At 73.2% G+C, this 15385-nt stretch carries 13 protein-coding genes; 5 read left to right on the forward strand and 8 right to left on the reverse strand.

Annotated features, from left to right (window positions below; translation table 11 throughout):
- Positions 1 to 40 precede the first annotated feature (40 nt).
- Entirely contained in the window at positions 41 to 1201 is a 1161-nt protein-coding gene (locus Msi02_RS32285; protein ID WP_204051682.1) for an MFS transporter, read from the forward strand.
- A gap of 10 nt (positions 1202 to 1211) precedes the next feature.
- Here the strand turns inward: Msi02_RS32285 and Msi02_RS32290 are convergent, their stop codons facing one another.
- A complete protein-coding gene (locus tag Msi02_RS32290; protein WP_079316011.1) occupies positions 1212 to 2603 on the reverse strand; it encodes an NAD(P)H-quinone dehydrogenase in 1392 nt (463 codons plus the stop codon).
- Between the two features lie 140 nt (positions 2604 to 2743).
- Here Msi02_RS32290 and Msi02_RS32295 point away from each other — a divergent pair, with 140 nt between their 5' ends.
- The 3 genes from Msi02_RS32295 to Msi02_RS32305 are packed head-to-tail and all read left to right on the forward strand — an operon-like array spanning position 2744 to position 5708.
- A complete protein-coding gene (locus tag Msi02_RS32295) occupies positions 2744 to 3196 on the forward strand; it encodes a gamma-glutamylcyclotransferase family protein (RefSeq protein WP_079315968.1) in 453 nt (150 codons plus the stop codon).
- Positions 3197 to 3249: 53 nt separating this feature from the next.
- Complete coding sequence (locus Msi02_RS32300; RefSeq protein ID WP_373308326.1) at positions 3250 to 4047, forward strand: purine-nucleoside phosphorylase; 798 nt, start codon at positions 3250 to 3252, stop codon at positions 4045 to 4047.
- 8 nt (positions 4048 to 4055) lie between these two features.
- On the forward strand, positions 4056 to 5708 hold the full coding sequence (locus Msi02_RS32305) for a phospho-sugar mutase (protein WP_204051684.1): 1653 nt from the start codon (positions 4056 to 4058) through the stop codon (positions 5706 to 5708).
- 5 nt (positions 5709 to 5713) lie between these two features.
- Here Msi02_RS32305 and Msi02_RS32310 read toward each other — a convergent pair whose 3' ends face one another.
- From Msi02_RS32310 to Msi02_RS32320, 3 genes are read right to left on the reverse strand one after another with little or no spacing between them, the layout of a single operon-like run.
- Positions 5714 to 7168: an alpha/beta hydrolase gene (locus Msi02_RS32310; RefSeq protein ID WP_204051685.1), complete on the reverse strand. Its 1455-nt coding sequence runs from the start codon at positions 7166 to 7168 to the stop codon at positions 5714 to 5716.
- Positions 7169 to 7210: 42 nt separating this feature from the next.
- Complete coding sequence (locus tag Msi02_RS32315) at positions 7211 to 9598, reverse strand: FtsX-like permease family protein (RefSeq protein WP_239108914.1); 2388 nt, start codon at positions 9596 to 9598, stop codon at positions 7211 to 7213.
- Positions 9595 to 10329 carry an ABC transporter ATP-binding protein gene (locus Msi02_RS32320; protein WP_204051686.1) on the reverse strand — a complete coding sequence of 245 codons (735 nt, stop codon included), beginning with the start codon at positions 10327 to 10329 and terminating at the stop codon, positions 9595 to 9597. The genes Msi02_RS32315 and Msi02_RS32320 overlap by 4 nt, the downstream gene beginning before the upstream one ends.
- Positions 10330 to 10427: 98 nt before the next feature.
- Here Msi02_RS32320 and Msi02_RS32325 point away from each other — a divergent pair, with 98 nt between their 5' ends.
- Positions 10428 to 11036: a response regulator transcription factor gene (locus tag Msi02_RS32325; RefSeq protein ID WP_204051687.1), complete on the forward strand. Its 609-nt coding sequence runs from the start codon at positions 10428 to 10430 to the stop codon at positions 11034 to 11036.
- 12 nt (positions 11037 to 11048) lie between these two features.
- Here Msi02_RS32325 and Msi02_RS44100 read toward each other — a convergent pair whose 3' ends face one another.
- The 4 genes from Msi02_RS44100 to Msi02_RS32345 form a co-directional block, all read right to left on the reverse strand.
- On the reverse strand, positions 11049 to 13226 hold the full coding sequence (locus Msi02_RS44100; RefSeq protein WP_204051688.1) for a sensor histidine kinase: 2178 nt from the start codon (positions 13224 to 13226) through the stop codon (positions 11049 to 11051).
- A gap of 76 nt (positions 13227 to 13302) precedes the next feature.
- Positions 13303 to 13884 carry a PH domain-containing protein gene (locus Msi02_RS32335; protein WP_204051689.1) on the reverse strand — a complete coding sequence of 194 codons (582 nt, stop codon included), beginning with the start codon at positions 13882 to 13884 and terminating at the stop codon, positions 13303 to 13305.
- Positions 13881 to 14969 carry an adenosine deaminase gene (locus Msi02_RS32340; RefSeq protein WP_079315974.1) on the reverse strand — a complete coding sequence of 363 codons (1089 nt, stop codon included), beginning with the start codon at positions 14967 to 14969 and terminating at the stop codon, positions 13881 to 13883. Before Msi02_RS32340 ends, Msi02_RS32335 begins: the two co-directional genes overlap by 4 nt.
- 36 nt (positions 14970 to 15005) lie before the next feature.
- Positions 15006 to 15374, reverse strand: coding sequence for a cupin domain-containing protein (locus Msi02_RS32345; protein WP_204051690.1), 369 nt, complete (start codon positions 15372 to 15374; stop codon positions 15006 to 15008).
- Positions 15375 to 15385: the final 11 nt, after the last annotated feature.

Here is a 15385-nt window from a genome sequence, read left to right on the forward strand (position 1 = left end):
CCCACTTTTTATCAGGAACCCTACCTGTTAATTTAGCCCCATGCGAGACAGACATCAACGGGCCACCGCCGTCGTCTTCGCCGTGCACGGCGCGGTGGCCGGCACCCTCGCCACCCGGATGCCCTGGTTCCAGGACCACTTCGGCCTCGGCACGGCCGCGCTCGGGCTCGTCCTGCTCTGCCCGCCGATCGGCTCGTTCCTCGCGATGCCGATGACGGCGCGGCTGGCCTACCGCTTCGGAACCAAGGCGACGACCCGCACCCTGCTGGCCCTGTGGTGCGCGGCGCTGGCCCTGCCCGTGCTCTCGCCCGGCCCGCTGTGGCTGGTGCCCGCGTTCCTCCTGTACGGCGCCGCGGCCGGGATGTGCGACCTGGCGATGAACGCCCAGGGCGTGCTCGTGGAACGGCGCCTGGGCCGCTCGGTCATGTCCGGCCTGCACGGCATGTGGAGCGTCGGCAACCTGTGCGGCGCGGGTCTCGGGGCCGCGGCGGCGCAGGCGGGCCTGGACGCGCGTGCGCATCTCACCCTCATGGCGGCGGCGCTGATCGCCGTGGGCGCCGTGGGAAGCCGTGCGCTCCTGGACGACGTGCCCGCGCCGGACGAGAAGCCGCCGTCCCGCTTCACGGTGCCGCCGAGGGCCGTCCTGCTGATCGGCCTGATCGGCTTCTTCGCCACCTTCGCGGAGCGGGCCAGCGGCCAGTGGGCGGCGATCTACCTCAAGGACGTGACCGGGGCGGGCGCGGGCCTCGCCGCGGCGGGCTTCACCGTGTTCACCGCGTGCATGGTCACGGTGCGGCTCGCCGGAGACTTCGTGGTGCGCAGGCTCGGGCCGGTCGCGACGGTGCGCGCGGGGGCCGTCACGGCCGTGCTCGGCGGCGTGATGGTGGTCGCGTTCCGGACTCCCGCGCCCGTGATCGCCGGGTTCGCGTTGTTCGGCGCCGGTGTCGCCGTCGTCGTGCCGCTGGTGTTCGCGGCGGCGGGCCAGGCCGCCCGTACGCCGGCCGAGGGCGTCGCGGGGGTCGCGACGATCACCTGGATGTCGGGGCTGGTGGCGCCTTCCGTCATCGGCTGGCTGGCCGGCACGTTCGCCTTCCCGTTCGCGTTCGCCCTGGTGACGTGCATGGTCGCGGCGATGATCCGGCCGGCGCGCGCGCTGCGCCCACGCGCCGCCGTCCGCGTACCGGTCGCCGCGGCTGACTGAGGTCCGGCCGTCAGATGCCGGCGGTCAGCGGGGACATGAGGCGGCGGGCGGCCTCGGTGATCGAGCCCGACAGCGACGGGTAGACGGCGAAGGTGTGGGCGAGCTGGTCCACGGTCAGGCGGTGCTGCACGGCCACCGACACGGCCAGGATCAGCTCCGACGCGCGCGGGGCGACCACGACGCCGCCGAGCACGATGCCGGTGTTCGGACGGCAGAACAGCTTCACGAAACCGTCGTTGAAGCCCTGCATCTTGGCCCGGGCGTTGGTCGCGAGAGGCAGCTTGACGACGTTGGCCTCGATCTCGCCCGCCTCGATCTGCCGCTGCGACACGCCCACGGCGGCGATCTCCGGGTCGGTGAAGATGTTGGCGGCGACGGTGGCCAGCCGGATCGGCTGCACGGCCTCGCCGAGCGCGTGCCAGACGGCGATCCTGCCCTGCATGGCGGCGACCGAGGCGAGCATCAGGACGCCGGTGCAGTCTCCCGCGGCGTACACGCCCGGCGCGGAGGTCCTCGACACCTTGTCGACCTCGATGAAGCCGTTGCGGTCGAGCCGCACGCCGTTGTCCTCAAGCCCGAGCCCCGAGGTGTTGGGCACCATGCCGACCGTCATGAGGCAGTGGCTGCCCTCGGCGGTGCGGCCGTCCTCCAGGGTCACGACGACGCCGTGCTCGGTGCGCTTGACCGAGGCGGCACGCGAGCGGCCCATGACGTTCATGCCGCGGCGCCGGTAGACCTCCTCGAGCACCTCGGCCGCGTCGGCGTCCTCGTTGGGCATCATCCGGTCGCGCGAGGAGACCAGCGTGACCTCCGACCCGAGCGACCGGTAGGCGCCGGCGAACTCGGCGCCGGTGACGCCGGAGCCGACCACGATCAGGTGCTCGGGCAGCTCCTCCAGGTCGTACAGCTCCCGCCAGCTGAGGATGCGCTCGCCGTCGGGCTCCGCACCGGGCAGCACGCGAGGGTGGGCGCCGGTCGCCACGATGACCACGTCGGCCCGGATCGTACGGTCCCCCGCGCGCACCACCTGGGGGTCGACCAGGCGGCCCCGGGCGCGGATGACCTCGACGCCCTCGGCGGCCAGCCGGGCGGCGATGTCGTTCGACTGCGCCAGCGCGAGTTCCTTGACGCGCTTGTTCACGTCGATCATGTCCACGGCGACGCCGCCGGCGTCGTGGTCAGGGCCGCCGTCGAAGCGGACCCCGAGAGACGACGCGTCGAGAAGCGCCTGCTTGCGGACGGAGGAGGCGATCAGGGTCTTGGACGGCACGCAGTCGGTGAGCACGCACGCCCCGCCGGGCCCTTCCTCCTCCACGACGGTGACTTGGGCGCCCAGTTGCGCGGCGACCAGGGCCGCCTCGTATCCGCCGGGGCCACCACCGATGATCACGATCCTTGTCACATGCTCCATTGTCCCGCATCCTGGCTTCGTATTCCCGGCGAGGTGCGCGTAACGGGCCAACTACGCGGATTTCTTTCGCCACACCTCCGTGCGCGCGCTACCCGTCCAACTTTCGGGATCTTGGTTTAGGCTTGTGTGCCGTGCCTGTTTACGCGGCCTACGGCAGCAACATGGACCCCAAGCAGATGGCGGAGTGGGCGCCCCACTCGCCCATGCGAGGAACGGGCTGGCTCCCGGGCTGGCGGCTCACCTTCGGCGGCGAGGACGTCAGCTGGGAGGGCGCTCTCGCCACGATAGTCGAGGACGCCGACGAGCAGGTATTCGTCGTCCTGTACGACGTGCCGGAGTGGGACGAGGCGTCCCTCGACCGCTGGATGGCCACCGACCTCGGCCTCTACCGCAAGCTCCGGCTCCGCGTCGCGACGCTGGAGGGGGATGTGCTCGCCTGGTCGTACGTGCTGAACTCCTACGAGGGCGGGCTGCCCTCGGCGCGATACATCGGCATCCTGGCCGACGCCGCGGAGAAGGCGGGCGCGCCCGACGACTACGTCGCGTGGCTGCGCACCCGCCCGTGTAAGAAGCTCGGCGACTGACACGGGCCCGGCACTTATCGGCCGGGTTCATGCTCTTCTGTACCCTCAGCAAAGTGACCCCATATGACCTGGCGGCCGAGGCCGCGACCACGCTGAGGAACCTCACCGGCATCCCTTCCTTCGACGTCGCCCTCGTCATGGGCTCGGGCTGGGTCCCGGCCGCGGACGCGATCGGCGAGACGGTCGCCGAACTCGCGGTGACGAAACTGCCGGGGTTCTCCCCTCCCGCGGTCGCCGGTCACGCGGGCACGGTGCGCGCGGTGCGCACCTCCGCCGGGCTCAACGCCCTGATCTTCCTCGGCCGTACGCACCTGTACGAGGGCCGCGGGGTGGAGCCGGTGGTCCACGGGGTGCGCACGGCCGTCGCGGCCGGGGTGCGCACGGTGGTGCTGACCAACGCGGCGGGCGGGCTGCGCCCGGAGACCCAGAAGGTCGGCGACCCCGTCCTGATCAGCGACCACATCAACCTCACGGGCGACAACCCGCTCACGGGCGCGACGTTCATCGACCTCACCGAGGTGTATTCCAAGCGCCTGCGCGACCTCGCGCGCGCGGTGGACCCCACGCTGGCCGAGGGCGTGTACGTCGCCTTCCGCGGCCCGACGTACGAGACGCCCGCGGAGATCCGCATGCTGCGCACGCTCGGCGGCGACCTGGTGGGCATGTCCACCGTGCTGGAGGCGATCGCCGCCCGGGAGGCCGGGGCCGAGGTGCTCGGGATCTCCCTGGTCACCAACCCCGGGGCGGGCCTGGTGGGCGAGCCGCTCAACCACGAGGAGGTCCTGGAGGTCGGCCGGGCCACGGCCGCCCGCATGGGCGTCCTGCTCGCCCAGGTCGTCGACAAGCTGTAGGGAGCACCATGACCGACTTCGTACGGCTCGCCCGGGAATGGCGTGACCAGGACCCCGACCCCGAGACGCGGGCGGAGCTCGACGCGCTCCTGGAGCGCAGCGGGGAACACGGGCGTGGTGATCTGGCCGCGCTGGAGGACCGCTTCGGCGCGAAGCTGGAGTTCGGCACGGCGGGCCTGCGCGGCGCGCTCGGAGCCGGGCCCAACCGGATGAACCGGGTCACGGTGATGCGGGCGGCCGCCGGGCTGGCCCGCGTCCTCGGGCCGGGACGCCACGTGGTGATCGGCTACGACGCGCGGCACAAGTCCGACGTGTTCGCCGCCGACACGGCCCGCGTGCTGACCGGGGCGGGCCTGCGCGCCTCGGTCATGGCCGCCAAGTGGCCCACCCCTGTCCTGGCGTTCGCCGTGCGCCACCTGGGCGCGGACGCGGGCGTCATGGTCACCGCCTCGCACAACCCGCCCCAGGACAACGGCTACAAGGTCTACTGGGGCGACGGCGCGCAGATCGTGCCGCCGATCGACCAGGAGATCTCGGCCGCCATCGACGCGGTCGGGCGGGTGGACGCGCTGCCGCTCGGCGAGGACTGGCAGACCCTCGGCCACGACGACATCCTCGTGCCGTATCTGCGGGCCCTGGCCGCGCTCCCGATCGGCGACGCCCGCGAGATCGCGGTCGCGTACACGCCGCTGCACGGCGTCGGCGGCGCGACCGTGTCCGAGGCGTTCCGCGTGGCGGGCTTCGAGGTGCCGGTCATGGTGAGCCGGCAGGCGATGCCCGACCCGGACTTCCCCACCGTGGCGTTCCCCAACCCGGAGGAACCGGGCGCCATGGACCTCGCGCTCGAACTCGCCGCCGCGACCCGCGCCGACCTGGTGATCGCCAACGACCCGGACGCGGACCGGTGCGCGGTGGGCGCCCCGCTGCCGGGCGGCGGCTACCGCATGCTGACCGGCGACGAGGTGGGCGGCCTGCTGGCCGAGCACGTGCTGCGGCACACCTCGGGCGCCGACCGGCTGGTCGCCACCTCGATCGTGTCGTCGTCGCTGCTCGCCAAGATCGCCGCCGACCACGGCGTGCGGCACGCCGAGACCCTCACCGGCTTCAAGTGGATCATGAAGACGGGCCCGGGGCTGGTCTTCGGCTACGAGGAGGCTCTGGGCTACAGCGTGGGGTCGGACGCCGGCCTGCCGGTCCACGACAAGGACGGCGTGGGGGCCGCCCTCACCGTGGCCGGGATGGCCGCCGCGGCCAAGCGGGACGGCAGGTCGCTGCTCGACCTGCTGGACGACCAGGCCCGCCGCTACGGCCTCCACGCGACCACCCAGCTCTCCGTCCGGGTCGAGGACCTGTCGCTGATCGCGAAGGCCATCGAGCGCCTGCGTACGCACCCGCCGGTGCAACTGGCGGGCCGGGCGGTGGAGTCGGCCGAGGACCTGTCCCAGGGGGTGGCGGGGCTGCCGCCGACCGAGGGCCTGCGCTACCGCCTGTCCGGCGACGCCCGGGTCGTCGTACGGCCCAGCGGCACCGAGCCCAAGCTCAAGTGCTACCTGGAGGTCGTCGTGCCGGTCGAGGGCGACGACGTCGCGCCCGCTCGCGCCCGGGCCGCGCAGAACCTGGAGGACCTGAAGAAGGACCTGGCCGTCGCCCTCGGGCTCTGAGCCGCCTACCGGCAGATCGTGTCCCGGGCCGGCCGCTCACCGGTGACCAGGAACGTGGTGACGACGCCGTCACCACAGGCGTTGCCGTTGACCAGGTAGGACCCGTGCCCGCCCGAGTCGACGGCGACCATGCGCGCCCGGCTCCCGAGGGCCTCGCGCATGCGCAGGGCCCCGCTGTACGGCGTCGCCGGGTCGCGCAGGTTCTGCACGAGCAGCACGTTGGACGGCCCCTGCGGCGTGACCCGCACCGGCGCCTCCGCCGGCCGGTAGGGCCAGTAGGCGCAGGGACCGATGTTGACCGGCATCCCTCCGGTGAGCGGGTGGGCCGCCCGGTCGCGGGCCACCAGCCGCCGGTGCAGATCGACCGAGCTCGGCCACTCGACGTCGTTGCAGATGGTCGCGGCCACCGAGGCCGCGCCGTTCTGCAGCGCCGCGTCAGGCGCGGCGGAGGGGTCGGGAAGGGGACCCGAGCCCAGCGCCGCCCGCATGAGCCCGGCCAGGCCGGGGAACCCGGTGTCGGAGTACAGCGCGTTCAGCATGGTCTCGCGCAGGGCCGCGCCGTCGAGCCGCGGCGGATTGGCCCCGGGCCAAGGGATCGGGGTGTGGTCCAGGCGCTCGGCGAGGTCCAGGAAGGTGCGGCGGACCGCCGCGCCGTCCGCTCCCAGGCCGTACTCGCCGTCACGCTCGGCCGCCCAGGCGGCGAAGTCGGGGAACCGGTCCTCGACGCCCACCGAGTAGTTGGCCAGCCAGGCGCGGGCGACCTTGTGCGGGTCGGGATCGTCGTTGCTGTCCAGGATGACCCTGTCGGTGCGGCCGGGGAACATCGTGGCGTAGACGGCCCCGGCGTACGTGCCGTAGGAGACGCCCCAGTAGGACAGGCGCTCCTCCCCGAGGGCCCGGCGGATGGCATCGATGTCCCTGGCCTCGTTGCGCGTGCTGATGGTGCGCAGCACGGGGCCGCCGTTGCGGGCGCAGGCCTCGCTGAACCTGCGGGCGTACGCGACGTTCTCGCCGATGTCACCGCCGGCCGAGGGGTAGGGCTTGAGCCGGGAGGGCGCCAGGTCCTCGTGGGCGAGCCCGCAGGAGACGGGCGAGCTCTGGCCGACGCCCCGCGGGTCGAAGCCGATCAGGTCGTAACGGTCGAGCACGGCGCTCGGCAGGCGCTTCACCATCGTGCTCGGCCTGCTCAGGCCCGGGCTGCCCGGTCCTCCGGGGATGAGCAGCAGCACGCCTCTGCGCAGTCCCGGCCGTGCCGTACGGATCCGGGAGACGGCCAGGGAGATCGTGCCGCCGCCCGGCTTGCCGTACGTGAGGGGGACCTGGAGCGTCGTGCACTCCTGGCGGGGGTCGAGCCCGGCGGCGGTGCCGCAGGAGGTCCAGGCCGGGGCGGCGTGAGCCGGGACCGGGGTGGCGGACAGGGAGATCAGGGCGGCTGCGCCGATGGAGGCGATGCGGTTCACGATTCCAGCTTTCGCGTCGTAAGGGGGTTGGCGGCGGCCCGGCTACTGGCGGGCGCCGATGGTCTCGGCCGGACGGGCGCGCAGCGCGAGACGCGCGGGGAGGCTCGTGGCGACCAGGGCGAGCGCGGCCACGGCGGCGATCACCAGGGCGTAGCCGGCCGGGGGGACGTACGGCAGGGCCGACCCGGTCATCCCCCTGCTGAAGGCCGACAACGTGATCAGCGCGATGCCGGTCCCGGCGAGCACGGAGACGACCAGCGCGGTCAGGGTCTCCAGGCGGAGCATGCGCAGCACCTGCCGCCGCGTCGCGCCGACCAGGCGGAGCAGGGCCAGCTCCCGCGACCGGTCCGTGGTGGACATGGCCAGCGTGTTGACCACGGCGATCGCGCTGAACGCGATGATCAGGCCCATGGCCACGTAGTTGACCTCGGCGTTCGGGGTCTCCGCCGCGGCCCCTCCGGTCGGCGACACCACCGGTGCCACGGCGGCCAGGGCCGCACGGGAGACCGAGGGGGCCTCGACCAGCAGGGTGCCCGAGGGATCGTCGACATGGTCGGCCACCAGCGCGTACGGCAGGGTCAGGTCGCCGAATCCGAGGCCGCGCGAGTAGATCGCCACGACCTTCGGCTCCGCCGGGGTCCCGTCGCCCAGGGTGATCCTCACTGCGTCGCCGACCGACAGGCCGAGCCTGGAGGCCGCCGACTCGCTCAGCGCGACCGACCGGGCGCCGAATCCGTCGAGCGAGCCGGACACGACCCCGAGGTCCAGGGCCTGCCCGATCGGCCGCTCGCCGCCGTCGACGCCCTGCGCGCCGTACTTGTCCAGCCCGATCCGCACGGAGGTGCGCACCACCGAGGTCACGGCTCGCACGCCCGGCACGCGGCGCACCGCGTCCGCCGTCGCGCCGCTCACCACGTAGTCGGCGTGGGTGCCGGCGGCGGCCTGCGCGGCCGAGGCGTGCCCCATCGTGGTCTGGGTGAACAGGATGGTGCAGGTCATGGCCACCAGGAGAGTGAGCGGCGCCATCACGGAGGCCGTCCGTCCCGGGCCCGTCCGCAGGTTGCGCGCCGCCAGGTATCCGGCGCGGGACGCGCGCAGCGCGATGCCGAGGGGGGCGGTCGCGGCGCGGGCGAGCACCGGGCCGAGCAGGGTGACGGCCACCGTCCAGACGAGCGCGGTCAGCATCGTCACGGGGCTCGACGCCGCCTCGGTCTCGAGTCCCGACAGCACCAGCGTCAGCACGATCCCGCCGGCGACGCAGAGGACGCCCGCGATCGACCGCCCGAGGGGCAGGCCCCCGCCCATGGCGGCCTCGCCCAGCGCCTCGACCGGGCGGATCCGCGCGGTGCGGCGGACCGAGAGCCGGGTCGCGGCCCAGGCCGCGGCCACGGCGGCCAGCAGGGCGGCCGCCGCCGGGAACGGACTGACCACCAGGCGCAGGTTCTCCGGCATGGCGCCCAGGTCGACGAACCGGCCGCGCAGCCAGAACCCGAGGCCGATGCCGGCCGCCGATCCGATGACGCCGGCCGCCAGGCCGACCAGCAGCGCCTCGCCGCCCAGGAGTTTGCGCACCTGCCCGGGGGTCGCGGCGACGGCCCGCAGGAGGGCGATCTCGCGCCGTCGCTGCTGGACCGCGAGAGCGGAGGTGCCGGTCACGACGAGGATCGCCACCAGCAGGGACGTGCCGCCCAGGGCGCCGCCCAGGCTGATCAGCCGCACCCGCGCCCGCTCCGCGCCGAGGAACTCCACCGTGCCGCGCTCGTCCCCGGTGTAGGCGACGAGGTGATCATTCAGCACCGGCGAGACATCCACGTGAGGGAACACGCCGATCGCGGTCACCAGCCCGGGACGCCCGGCGAGCCTGCGGGCCTCGGCCGTCGAGAAGAACACCGTGTCCTGGCTCGGCAGAGCCTGCGCGGTGACCCCCACGACCCGGTACGCCTCTCCCCGCACGCGCAGGGCCGAGCCCACGGACAGGCCGGCGCGGGCGTCCACGACCACCTCGCCGTTCTCACGCGGCGGGCGTCCCTGGGCGATGGTGAACGGCGTGAGCCCCGCCGACTCCCACCCGTGCCCGAGAGCGTGTCCGTTCACGGGGAACGTCACCTCGGTGATCACCTTCGAGACGCCGGGCAGGCCGCGCAGTCCGGCGGCGGTCGCCTCGGGGATCCAGACCCGCTCGGACAGCGGCTTGGCCTTCGTCTTGACCTTCCCGGAGGACTTGGTCACGGTCTCGTGGACGTTCTGGTCGCCGGCGACGATCAGCGGCGCCCCCGCGTAGCGCTCCGGCGCGACCCCGCCCCGCAGGCCGGTCTCCAGCAGCATCAGGCACGCGCAGACCAGCGCGGCGGCGCACACCAGCGCCACGAACGCCCCCGCGAACGCCGCCCTGCGGTGCCGCAGGGTCTTCAGTGCGAGTCCGGTGATCATGCCGCGTACGCCCCCATCCTGGTCATGCGCTCGGCGACCTTCTCGGAGCTCGGCGTGGCCATCGCGTCCACGATCCGGCCGTCGGCGAGGAACAGGACGGTGTCGGCGTAGGAGGCCGCCACCGGGTCGTGGGTGACCATCACCACCGTCTGGCCGAGGCCGTCCACCACCTCACGCAGCAGCCGGAGCACGTCACGGGCGGTCATCGTGTCGAGCGCGCCGGTCGGCTCGTCGCCGAAGACCACCTGCGGCCGGGTCACCAGCGCCCTGGCGATGGCCACCCGCTGCTGCTGCCCGCCGGACAGCTGGGCGGGGCGGTGCCCGGTGCGGCCCGACAGCCCCACCCGCCCGACGATCTCCTCAAGCCACGCCCGGTCCACCCGCGCTCCGGCCAGCCGCATCGGCAGCGTGATGTTCTCCAGCACGGTCAGAGACGAGACCAGATTGAACGCCTGGAACACGAAGCCGATCCGCTGCCTGCGCAGTTCCGTCAACCGGGTCTCGTCCATGCCGGACAACTCCGTGCCGCCCAGCCGCACCGAGCCGGAGGAGGGCGTGTCCAGCCCCGCCGCGCAGTGCAGGAACGTGCTCTTGCCCGAACCCGAGGGTCCCATCACGGCGGTGAAGCTCCCGCCGGGGATGTTCACCGAGACCTCACGCAGGGCGGCCACCGCGCCCTGTCCCTTTCCATAAACCTTGCTCACCGCGTCAAGGCGAAGCACCTCTGTCATGTGCTCAAGCCTGTCGATCAGCGATCACGCGGCCCAGAGACGGCCTCACCTCCTGGCCATGACATCCTCATGATCCGGACACTGGTAGACATATGCACGTGATTCGCGTACTCCTTGCCGAGGACCAGCACGTCATCAGGAGCGCCCTCGCCGCCCTGCTCGGGCTGGAGGAGGACCTGGAAGTCGTCGCGACCGTGGAGTCAGGGGAGGCCGCCCTGTCCGCCGCCCTGGTGCACCGCCCCGACGTCGCCGTCCTCGACATCGACATGCCCGGCAGGCTGGACGGCCTGGCCGCCGCGGCCGAGCTCCGCACCCGCCTGCCCGCCTGCCGCGCCCTCATGCTGACCGCGTACGGCAAGCCGGGACACCTGCGCCGCGCCCTCGGCTCGGGTGTCGCCGGATTCGTGCTCAAGACGGCGCCGCCGGACGAACTGGTGGCCGCCATCCGCAAGGTCGCGGCAGGCGAGCGCGTGCTCGACCCCTCGCTCGCGGTCACCGCGTGGGACCTGGCGGACAACCCGCTCACCCCGCGTGAGGCGGACGTGCTCCGCCTGGCCGCCTCCGGCGCGGACGCCGCGGACATCGCCGCGCGGCTCCACCTGGCCGCGGGCACCGTGCGCAACTACCTCACCGGGATCGTCACCAAGCTCAACGCCCGCAACCGGACCGACGCCGTACGCATCGCCACCGAGGCCGGCTGGATATAGGGCCGGCTGGATCTAACGCGCGGGCACCGGCGCGGGGTGCGGCACGCAGGCGTCCAGCGTGAACCGGTCGCCGTCGACGTGTGAAATCAGCCGGCCGTCCAGAGCGGCGAGGCGGGTGGTCAGGTTGCCGATGCCGGACGACCCCCGCCGCGTCTTACCCGCACTCACCCCGTCGTTGCGCACCCGCAGCCGCAACCCGCTCTCGTCGGCGCGCATCGTGATCGCGCAGTGGCGGGCCTCGCTGTGCCTGAGCACGTTCGTCACGGCCTCTCTGAGCACGGTGCCCAGCACGGTCTCGACCTCGGCGGGCAGGTTCAGCTCGATCGGCTCCACGGTCACCCGGATCCCGGCGGCCGACAGCACCGTGCGCGCCGACTCCACCTCGGCCGTCAGGGACAGCTCCCGCTGCTCGCCCGACACCGAGCGCAGGTCCGCCCGCGCGCCCTCCGCCATGGCCACGATCTCCTCGATCCGCTCCCGTGGGCACTTCAGGCGGCGGGCCAGCTCACAGGTGAGAAGGATCGCGGCCAGGGAGTGCCCGAGCAGGTCGTGCAGGTCGCGGGCGGCACGCAGGCGCTCCTCGACGATCGCGGAGCGGGCCAGGCTCTCCCGCGCGGCCTGGAGTTCCTTCACGATCTGGGCCAGGCGCAGCAGGGCGTAGACCACCAGCCCGGTGACGAGCGCGCTGATCGTGCTGTTCGCGAGGACGGGGGCGGGCAGGCCGAAGAGCATCCCGGCCCCGGCGACGGTCGCCAGGATCGCCACCACCATCGGCCACGCGGCCCGCCACGGGAACGCGAGCAGGACCGGCCCGGCGAGGAAGCCCGCCACTCCGAGCCAGACGGGTCCGAAGACCGGGACGGGCGCGTACGTGAGCACCGCCATCACCCCCAGCGCCGCCATGTGACGCCCGTTGACGGAGCGGAGCTGCATGACGACGATCACGGCGAGGCACGCCGCGGCCGGGACCACGAGAGCGCCGGGGAGCTGGAGCAGCGCCTTGACGCTGAAGCCCACGAGGACGGCCGCGAGCACCGTGACGGACACCGCGTACGACGCCTCGTGGGCGAGCTTCGGCAGAGGCCATCGCCGCCTTCGGTCCGCCGGGGATCGCGGAGCGCGGGCGTCGCCGGTGCCCGTCTCACCGGGCCGGGTGAAGGGCACCGTCTCGGTGGAAGGGCCGCGGGGCAGCGTCGCCTCCACCACGAAGCGTCCGGTGGGCGACAGACCGGTGGTGAGGGTGCCGCCCGCCTCCTCCAGCCGGAGGCCGTCGAAGTCCGGGGCCTCGGCCGTGCGGTGGCCGTCGTCGACGACCCGCAGCCGCACCGTGCTGCCCCGCTTGTCTCGCTGCTCGCTCGTCTCGGTCGCTCCCCGCTCGTCTCCCTGCTCGCTCGTCTCGATGACGCACAGCCGGGCGGTGCCCCGCCGTACGACGTCGGTGACGGCCTCGCGCAGCACGCTCGCCAGCAGCGCCCCGCCGGGGCCGAGCGGCTCGGTGTGACCGCCGCGCACCTCGACGGCGATCCCCGCGGCGTCGAGCATCGCCCGCGCCGTGACCAGCTCCGGCGCGAGGGAGGTGGCGCGGTAGTTCGCGGAGGCGGCGCGGGCGTCGGTCAGCGCCGCACGCGCGGTCGCGGTCACCGAGGCCAGCACCTCGGCCGCGCCGAACGGCTCCGCGAGTGCGCGGCGGCCACCCTCGACGATCACCTCCAGGCTCCGCCCGAGGCCGTCGTTCAGCTCGGCCGCCAGGCGCAGCCGCTCGGCGGCCACGGCCGCGGCGGCCAGCGAGAGCCGGGCGCCGTGCATCTCGCCCGCGCGCTCCACGAGCCGGGTGAGGCCGAAGACGACCAGCGAGACCAGCACCACGGTGATCGTCGCGTCGGCCGTCGCCCCACCGCGGGCGGCGTCGATCAGCGCCGCGCTCACCACCACGAGCGGCGCGAGCACGCGCGCCCGTGTCAACAGCAGCGAACCGGCCAGGAAGCCCAGGATCCCGGTGGAGACGCCGCCGGCGACGCTGGCCGTGTAGACGAGGACGGCCTGCGCGGCGAGCAGCCACCACTTCCTGAGCTTCAACAGGTAGAGGACCTGCACGCCGAACACCGCCAGCGCGATCGGCGCACCCGCGACCACGTAGACGCTCGCGAGCGCGGCGAGCACAACGACGACGATCACTCGCGCCAGACGCACCCAGACCCCTTCGGAAAACGATTACCAGCGTCACGCGGCGTCGCGTGCGGCGCCTGCTCCCGGCCGCTCTACGTGATCAGGAGGCGACGAAGGCGGCCACGACCAGGGCGACCGCGGCGGCGACGGCCGCCAGGGCGGACGGCGACCAGGTGACGCTGGTCTCGCCGGAGGAGTTCTCCCGGCGCGACCGGCTCATTTCGGTGAGCTGGTCGGCCACCCAGTCGGCGTGGGTGCGGGCGCCGACGGCCTCGGCCGCCGCCCGCTCGGCCTTGTTCGCCGACTTGGCCGCCTTGGCGGCCCGCCCGGCGGCCCTGACCCGCTCGCGGGCCGTCGCCTGGGGCGTCCAGCAGCGCACGGTGGTGTCCCCGGACTCGATCACGATGGCGTTGGTCACGGACACGTCGTCCACGCCGTTCCAGGGGACGTAGGCGTTCCTCAGCACGTTGCGCACGCGGACGCCGCCCTCCTCGACGACGACGGCGGGGCGCAGCGCCATCACGAAGACCAGTGCCGTGATGACGCCGAGCACCGCGCCCGCGATCAGCGCGCTGGGCATGCGACCGTGGGCCGTCAGGTCCCACACGTTCCAGGAGGCGAACAGCATCCAGAACCAGCCGAACAGCCAGGCCGCCTTCGACCGGAAGACCTGCGGCTTCATGCGCGCCACTTCATCTGCGCGTAGCCGGGCTTGATCACGCCGTTGATCAGCGCGAGCCGTTCGTCGAACGGGATGAAGGCCGACTTCATCGCGTTGACCGTGAACCACTGCAGATCGTCCCAGTCGTAGCCGAAGGCGTCCACCAGCTTCGCGAACTCCTGCGACACGCTCGTCCCGCTCATCAGCCGGTTGTCGGTGTTGACCGTCACCCGGAAGTACAGGCGGCGCAGCAGGCCGATCGGATGCTCGGCGATCGACGGGGCGGCGCCGGTCTGCAGGTTCGAGGTCGGGCACATCTCCAGCGGGATCCGCTTGTCGCGGACGTACGCCGCCAGCCTGCCGAGCTTGGCCTCGCCGTCGTCCGACACCGTGATGTCGTCGATGATCCGCACCCCGTGGCCGAGCCGGTCGGCGCCGCACCACTGGATGGCCTGCCAGATCGACGGCAGCCCGAAGCCTTCCCCCGCGTGGATCGTGAAGTGGGCGTTCTCCCGCTGGAGGTACTCGAACGCGTCCAGGTGCCGGGTGGGCGGATAGCCGGCCTCGGCCCCGGCGATGTCGAACCCGACCACGCCGAGGTCCCGGTAGCGTACGGCGAGCTCGGCGATCTCCATCGAGCGGGCCTGGTGGCGCATGGCCGTCAGCAGGGTGCCCACCCGGATCCGCGGCCTGCCGTCCGGCCCGGCCGAGCCGAGCCGGAAGCCTTCGAGCACGGCCTCCACGACCTCGTCGAGCGACAGTCCCCGGGAGGTGTGCTGCTCCGGGGCGTACCGGACCTCGGCGTACATCACGCCATCGTCCGCCAGGTCCTCGGCGCACTCCGCGGCCACCCTGACCAGCGCCTCGCGGGTCTGCATCACCCCGACGGTGTGCGAGAACGTCTCCAGGTAGCGCTCCAGCGAACCGGAGTCCGCGGCCTCCCTGAACCAGATCGCCAGCTCACCCGGGTCGTACGTCGGCAGCGTGTGGCCGCATTCGCGGGCGAGGTCGACGATCGTGCCGGTCCGCAGCCCGCCGTCGAGATGGTCGTGCAGGAGCACCTTGGGCGCCCTGCGAATCTCCTCCAGCGTGGGCAGCCTGGTCATGCACCCTCCTCGACCGCCGTCGTCCTTCCGGCAATCCTAAGCCTGGCGGCCCTGCTCCTCGCGGTTGGCGGTGTCCGGGGAGAACGCGGGCAGGCACACGGCCACGTACTCCGCGCCGGACGGCCCGGAGCTGTAGCGGATCTTCTCGCCGGGCTCGCTGACGAACGCCTGGCCCGCCTCGACCACGGTCGTGCCGCCCGCGTGCTCCACGACGACCGACCCCTTGAGCACGAGCGTGTACTCGGCGAAGTCCGGGGTCTGCGCGGGCTCCTCCCAGCCGGGCGGGGCCACCATGTGCGCGATGGAGACCTGCTCGTCGCCGCTGTTGACGCGGCCCACGTATTCCTCAATGACCTTGCCGCCCGGCACCGGGATGCGGGTGGGGCCCTCGATCCTCCTGACCATGCCGCCCAGTG

Origin of the sequence: Microbispora siamensis (assembly GCF_016863095.1) — a bacterium.
Lineage (GTDB): Bacteria > Actinomycetota > Actinomycetes > Streptosporangiales > Streptosporangiaceae > Microbispora > Microbispora siamensis.

What these genes read in the sequence shown, in the direction of transcription:
- Msi02_RS32285 (WP_204051682.1), top strand. Translation starts at nt 41, where the DNA reads ATGCGAGACAGACATCAACGGGCCACCGCCGTCGTCTTCGCCGTGCAC.
- Msi02_RS32305 (WP_204051684.1), top strand. Translation starts at nt 4,056, where the DNA reads ATGACCGACTTCGTACGGCTCGCCCGGGAATGGCGTGACCAGGACCCC.
- Msi02_RS32315 (WP_239108914.1), bottom strand. Translation starts at nt 9,598, where the DNA reads ATGATCACCGGACTCGCACTGAAGACCCTGCGGCACCGCAGGGCGGCG.
- Msi02_RS32320 (WP_204051686.1), bottom strand. Translation starts at nt 10,329, where the DNA reads ATGACAGAGGTGCTTCGCCTTGACGCGGTGAGCAAGGTTTATGGAAAG.
- Msi02_RS32335 (WP_204051689.1), bottom strand. Translation starts at nt 13,884, where the DNA reads ATGAAGCCGCAGGTCTTCCGGTCGAAGGCGGCCTGGCTGTTCGGCTGG.
- Msi02_RS32340 (WP_079315974.1), bottom strand. Translation starts at nt 14,969, where the DNA reads ATGACCAGGCTGCCCACGCTGGAGGAGATTCGCAGGGCGCCCAAGGTG.
- Msi02_RS32345 (WP_204051690.1), bottom strand. Translation starts at nt 15,374, where the DNA reads ATGGTCAGGAGGATCGAGGGCCCCACCCGCATCCCGGTGCCGGGCGGC.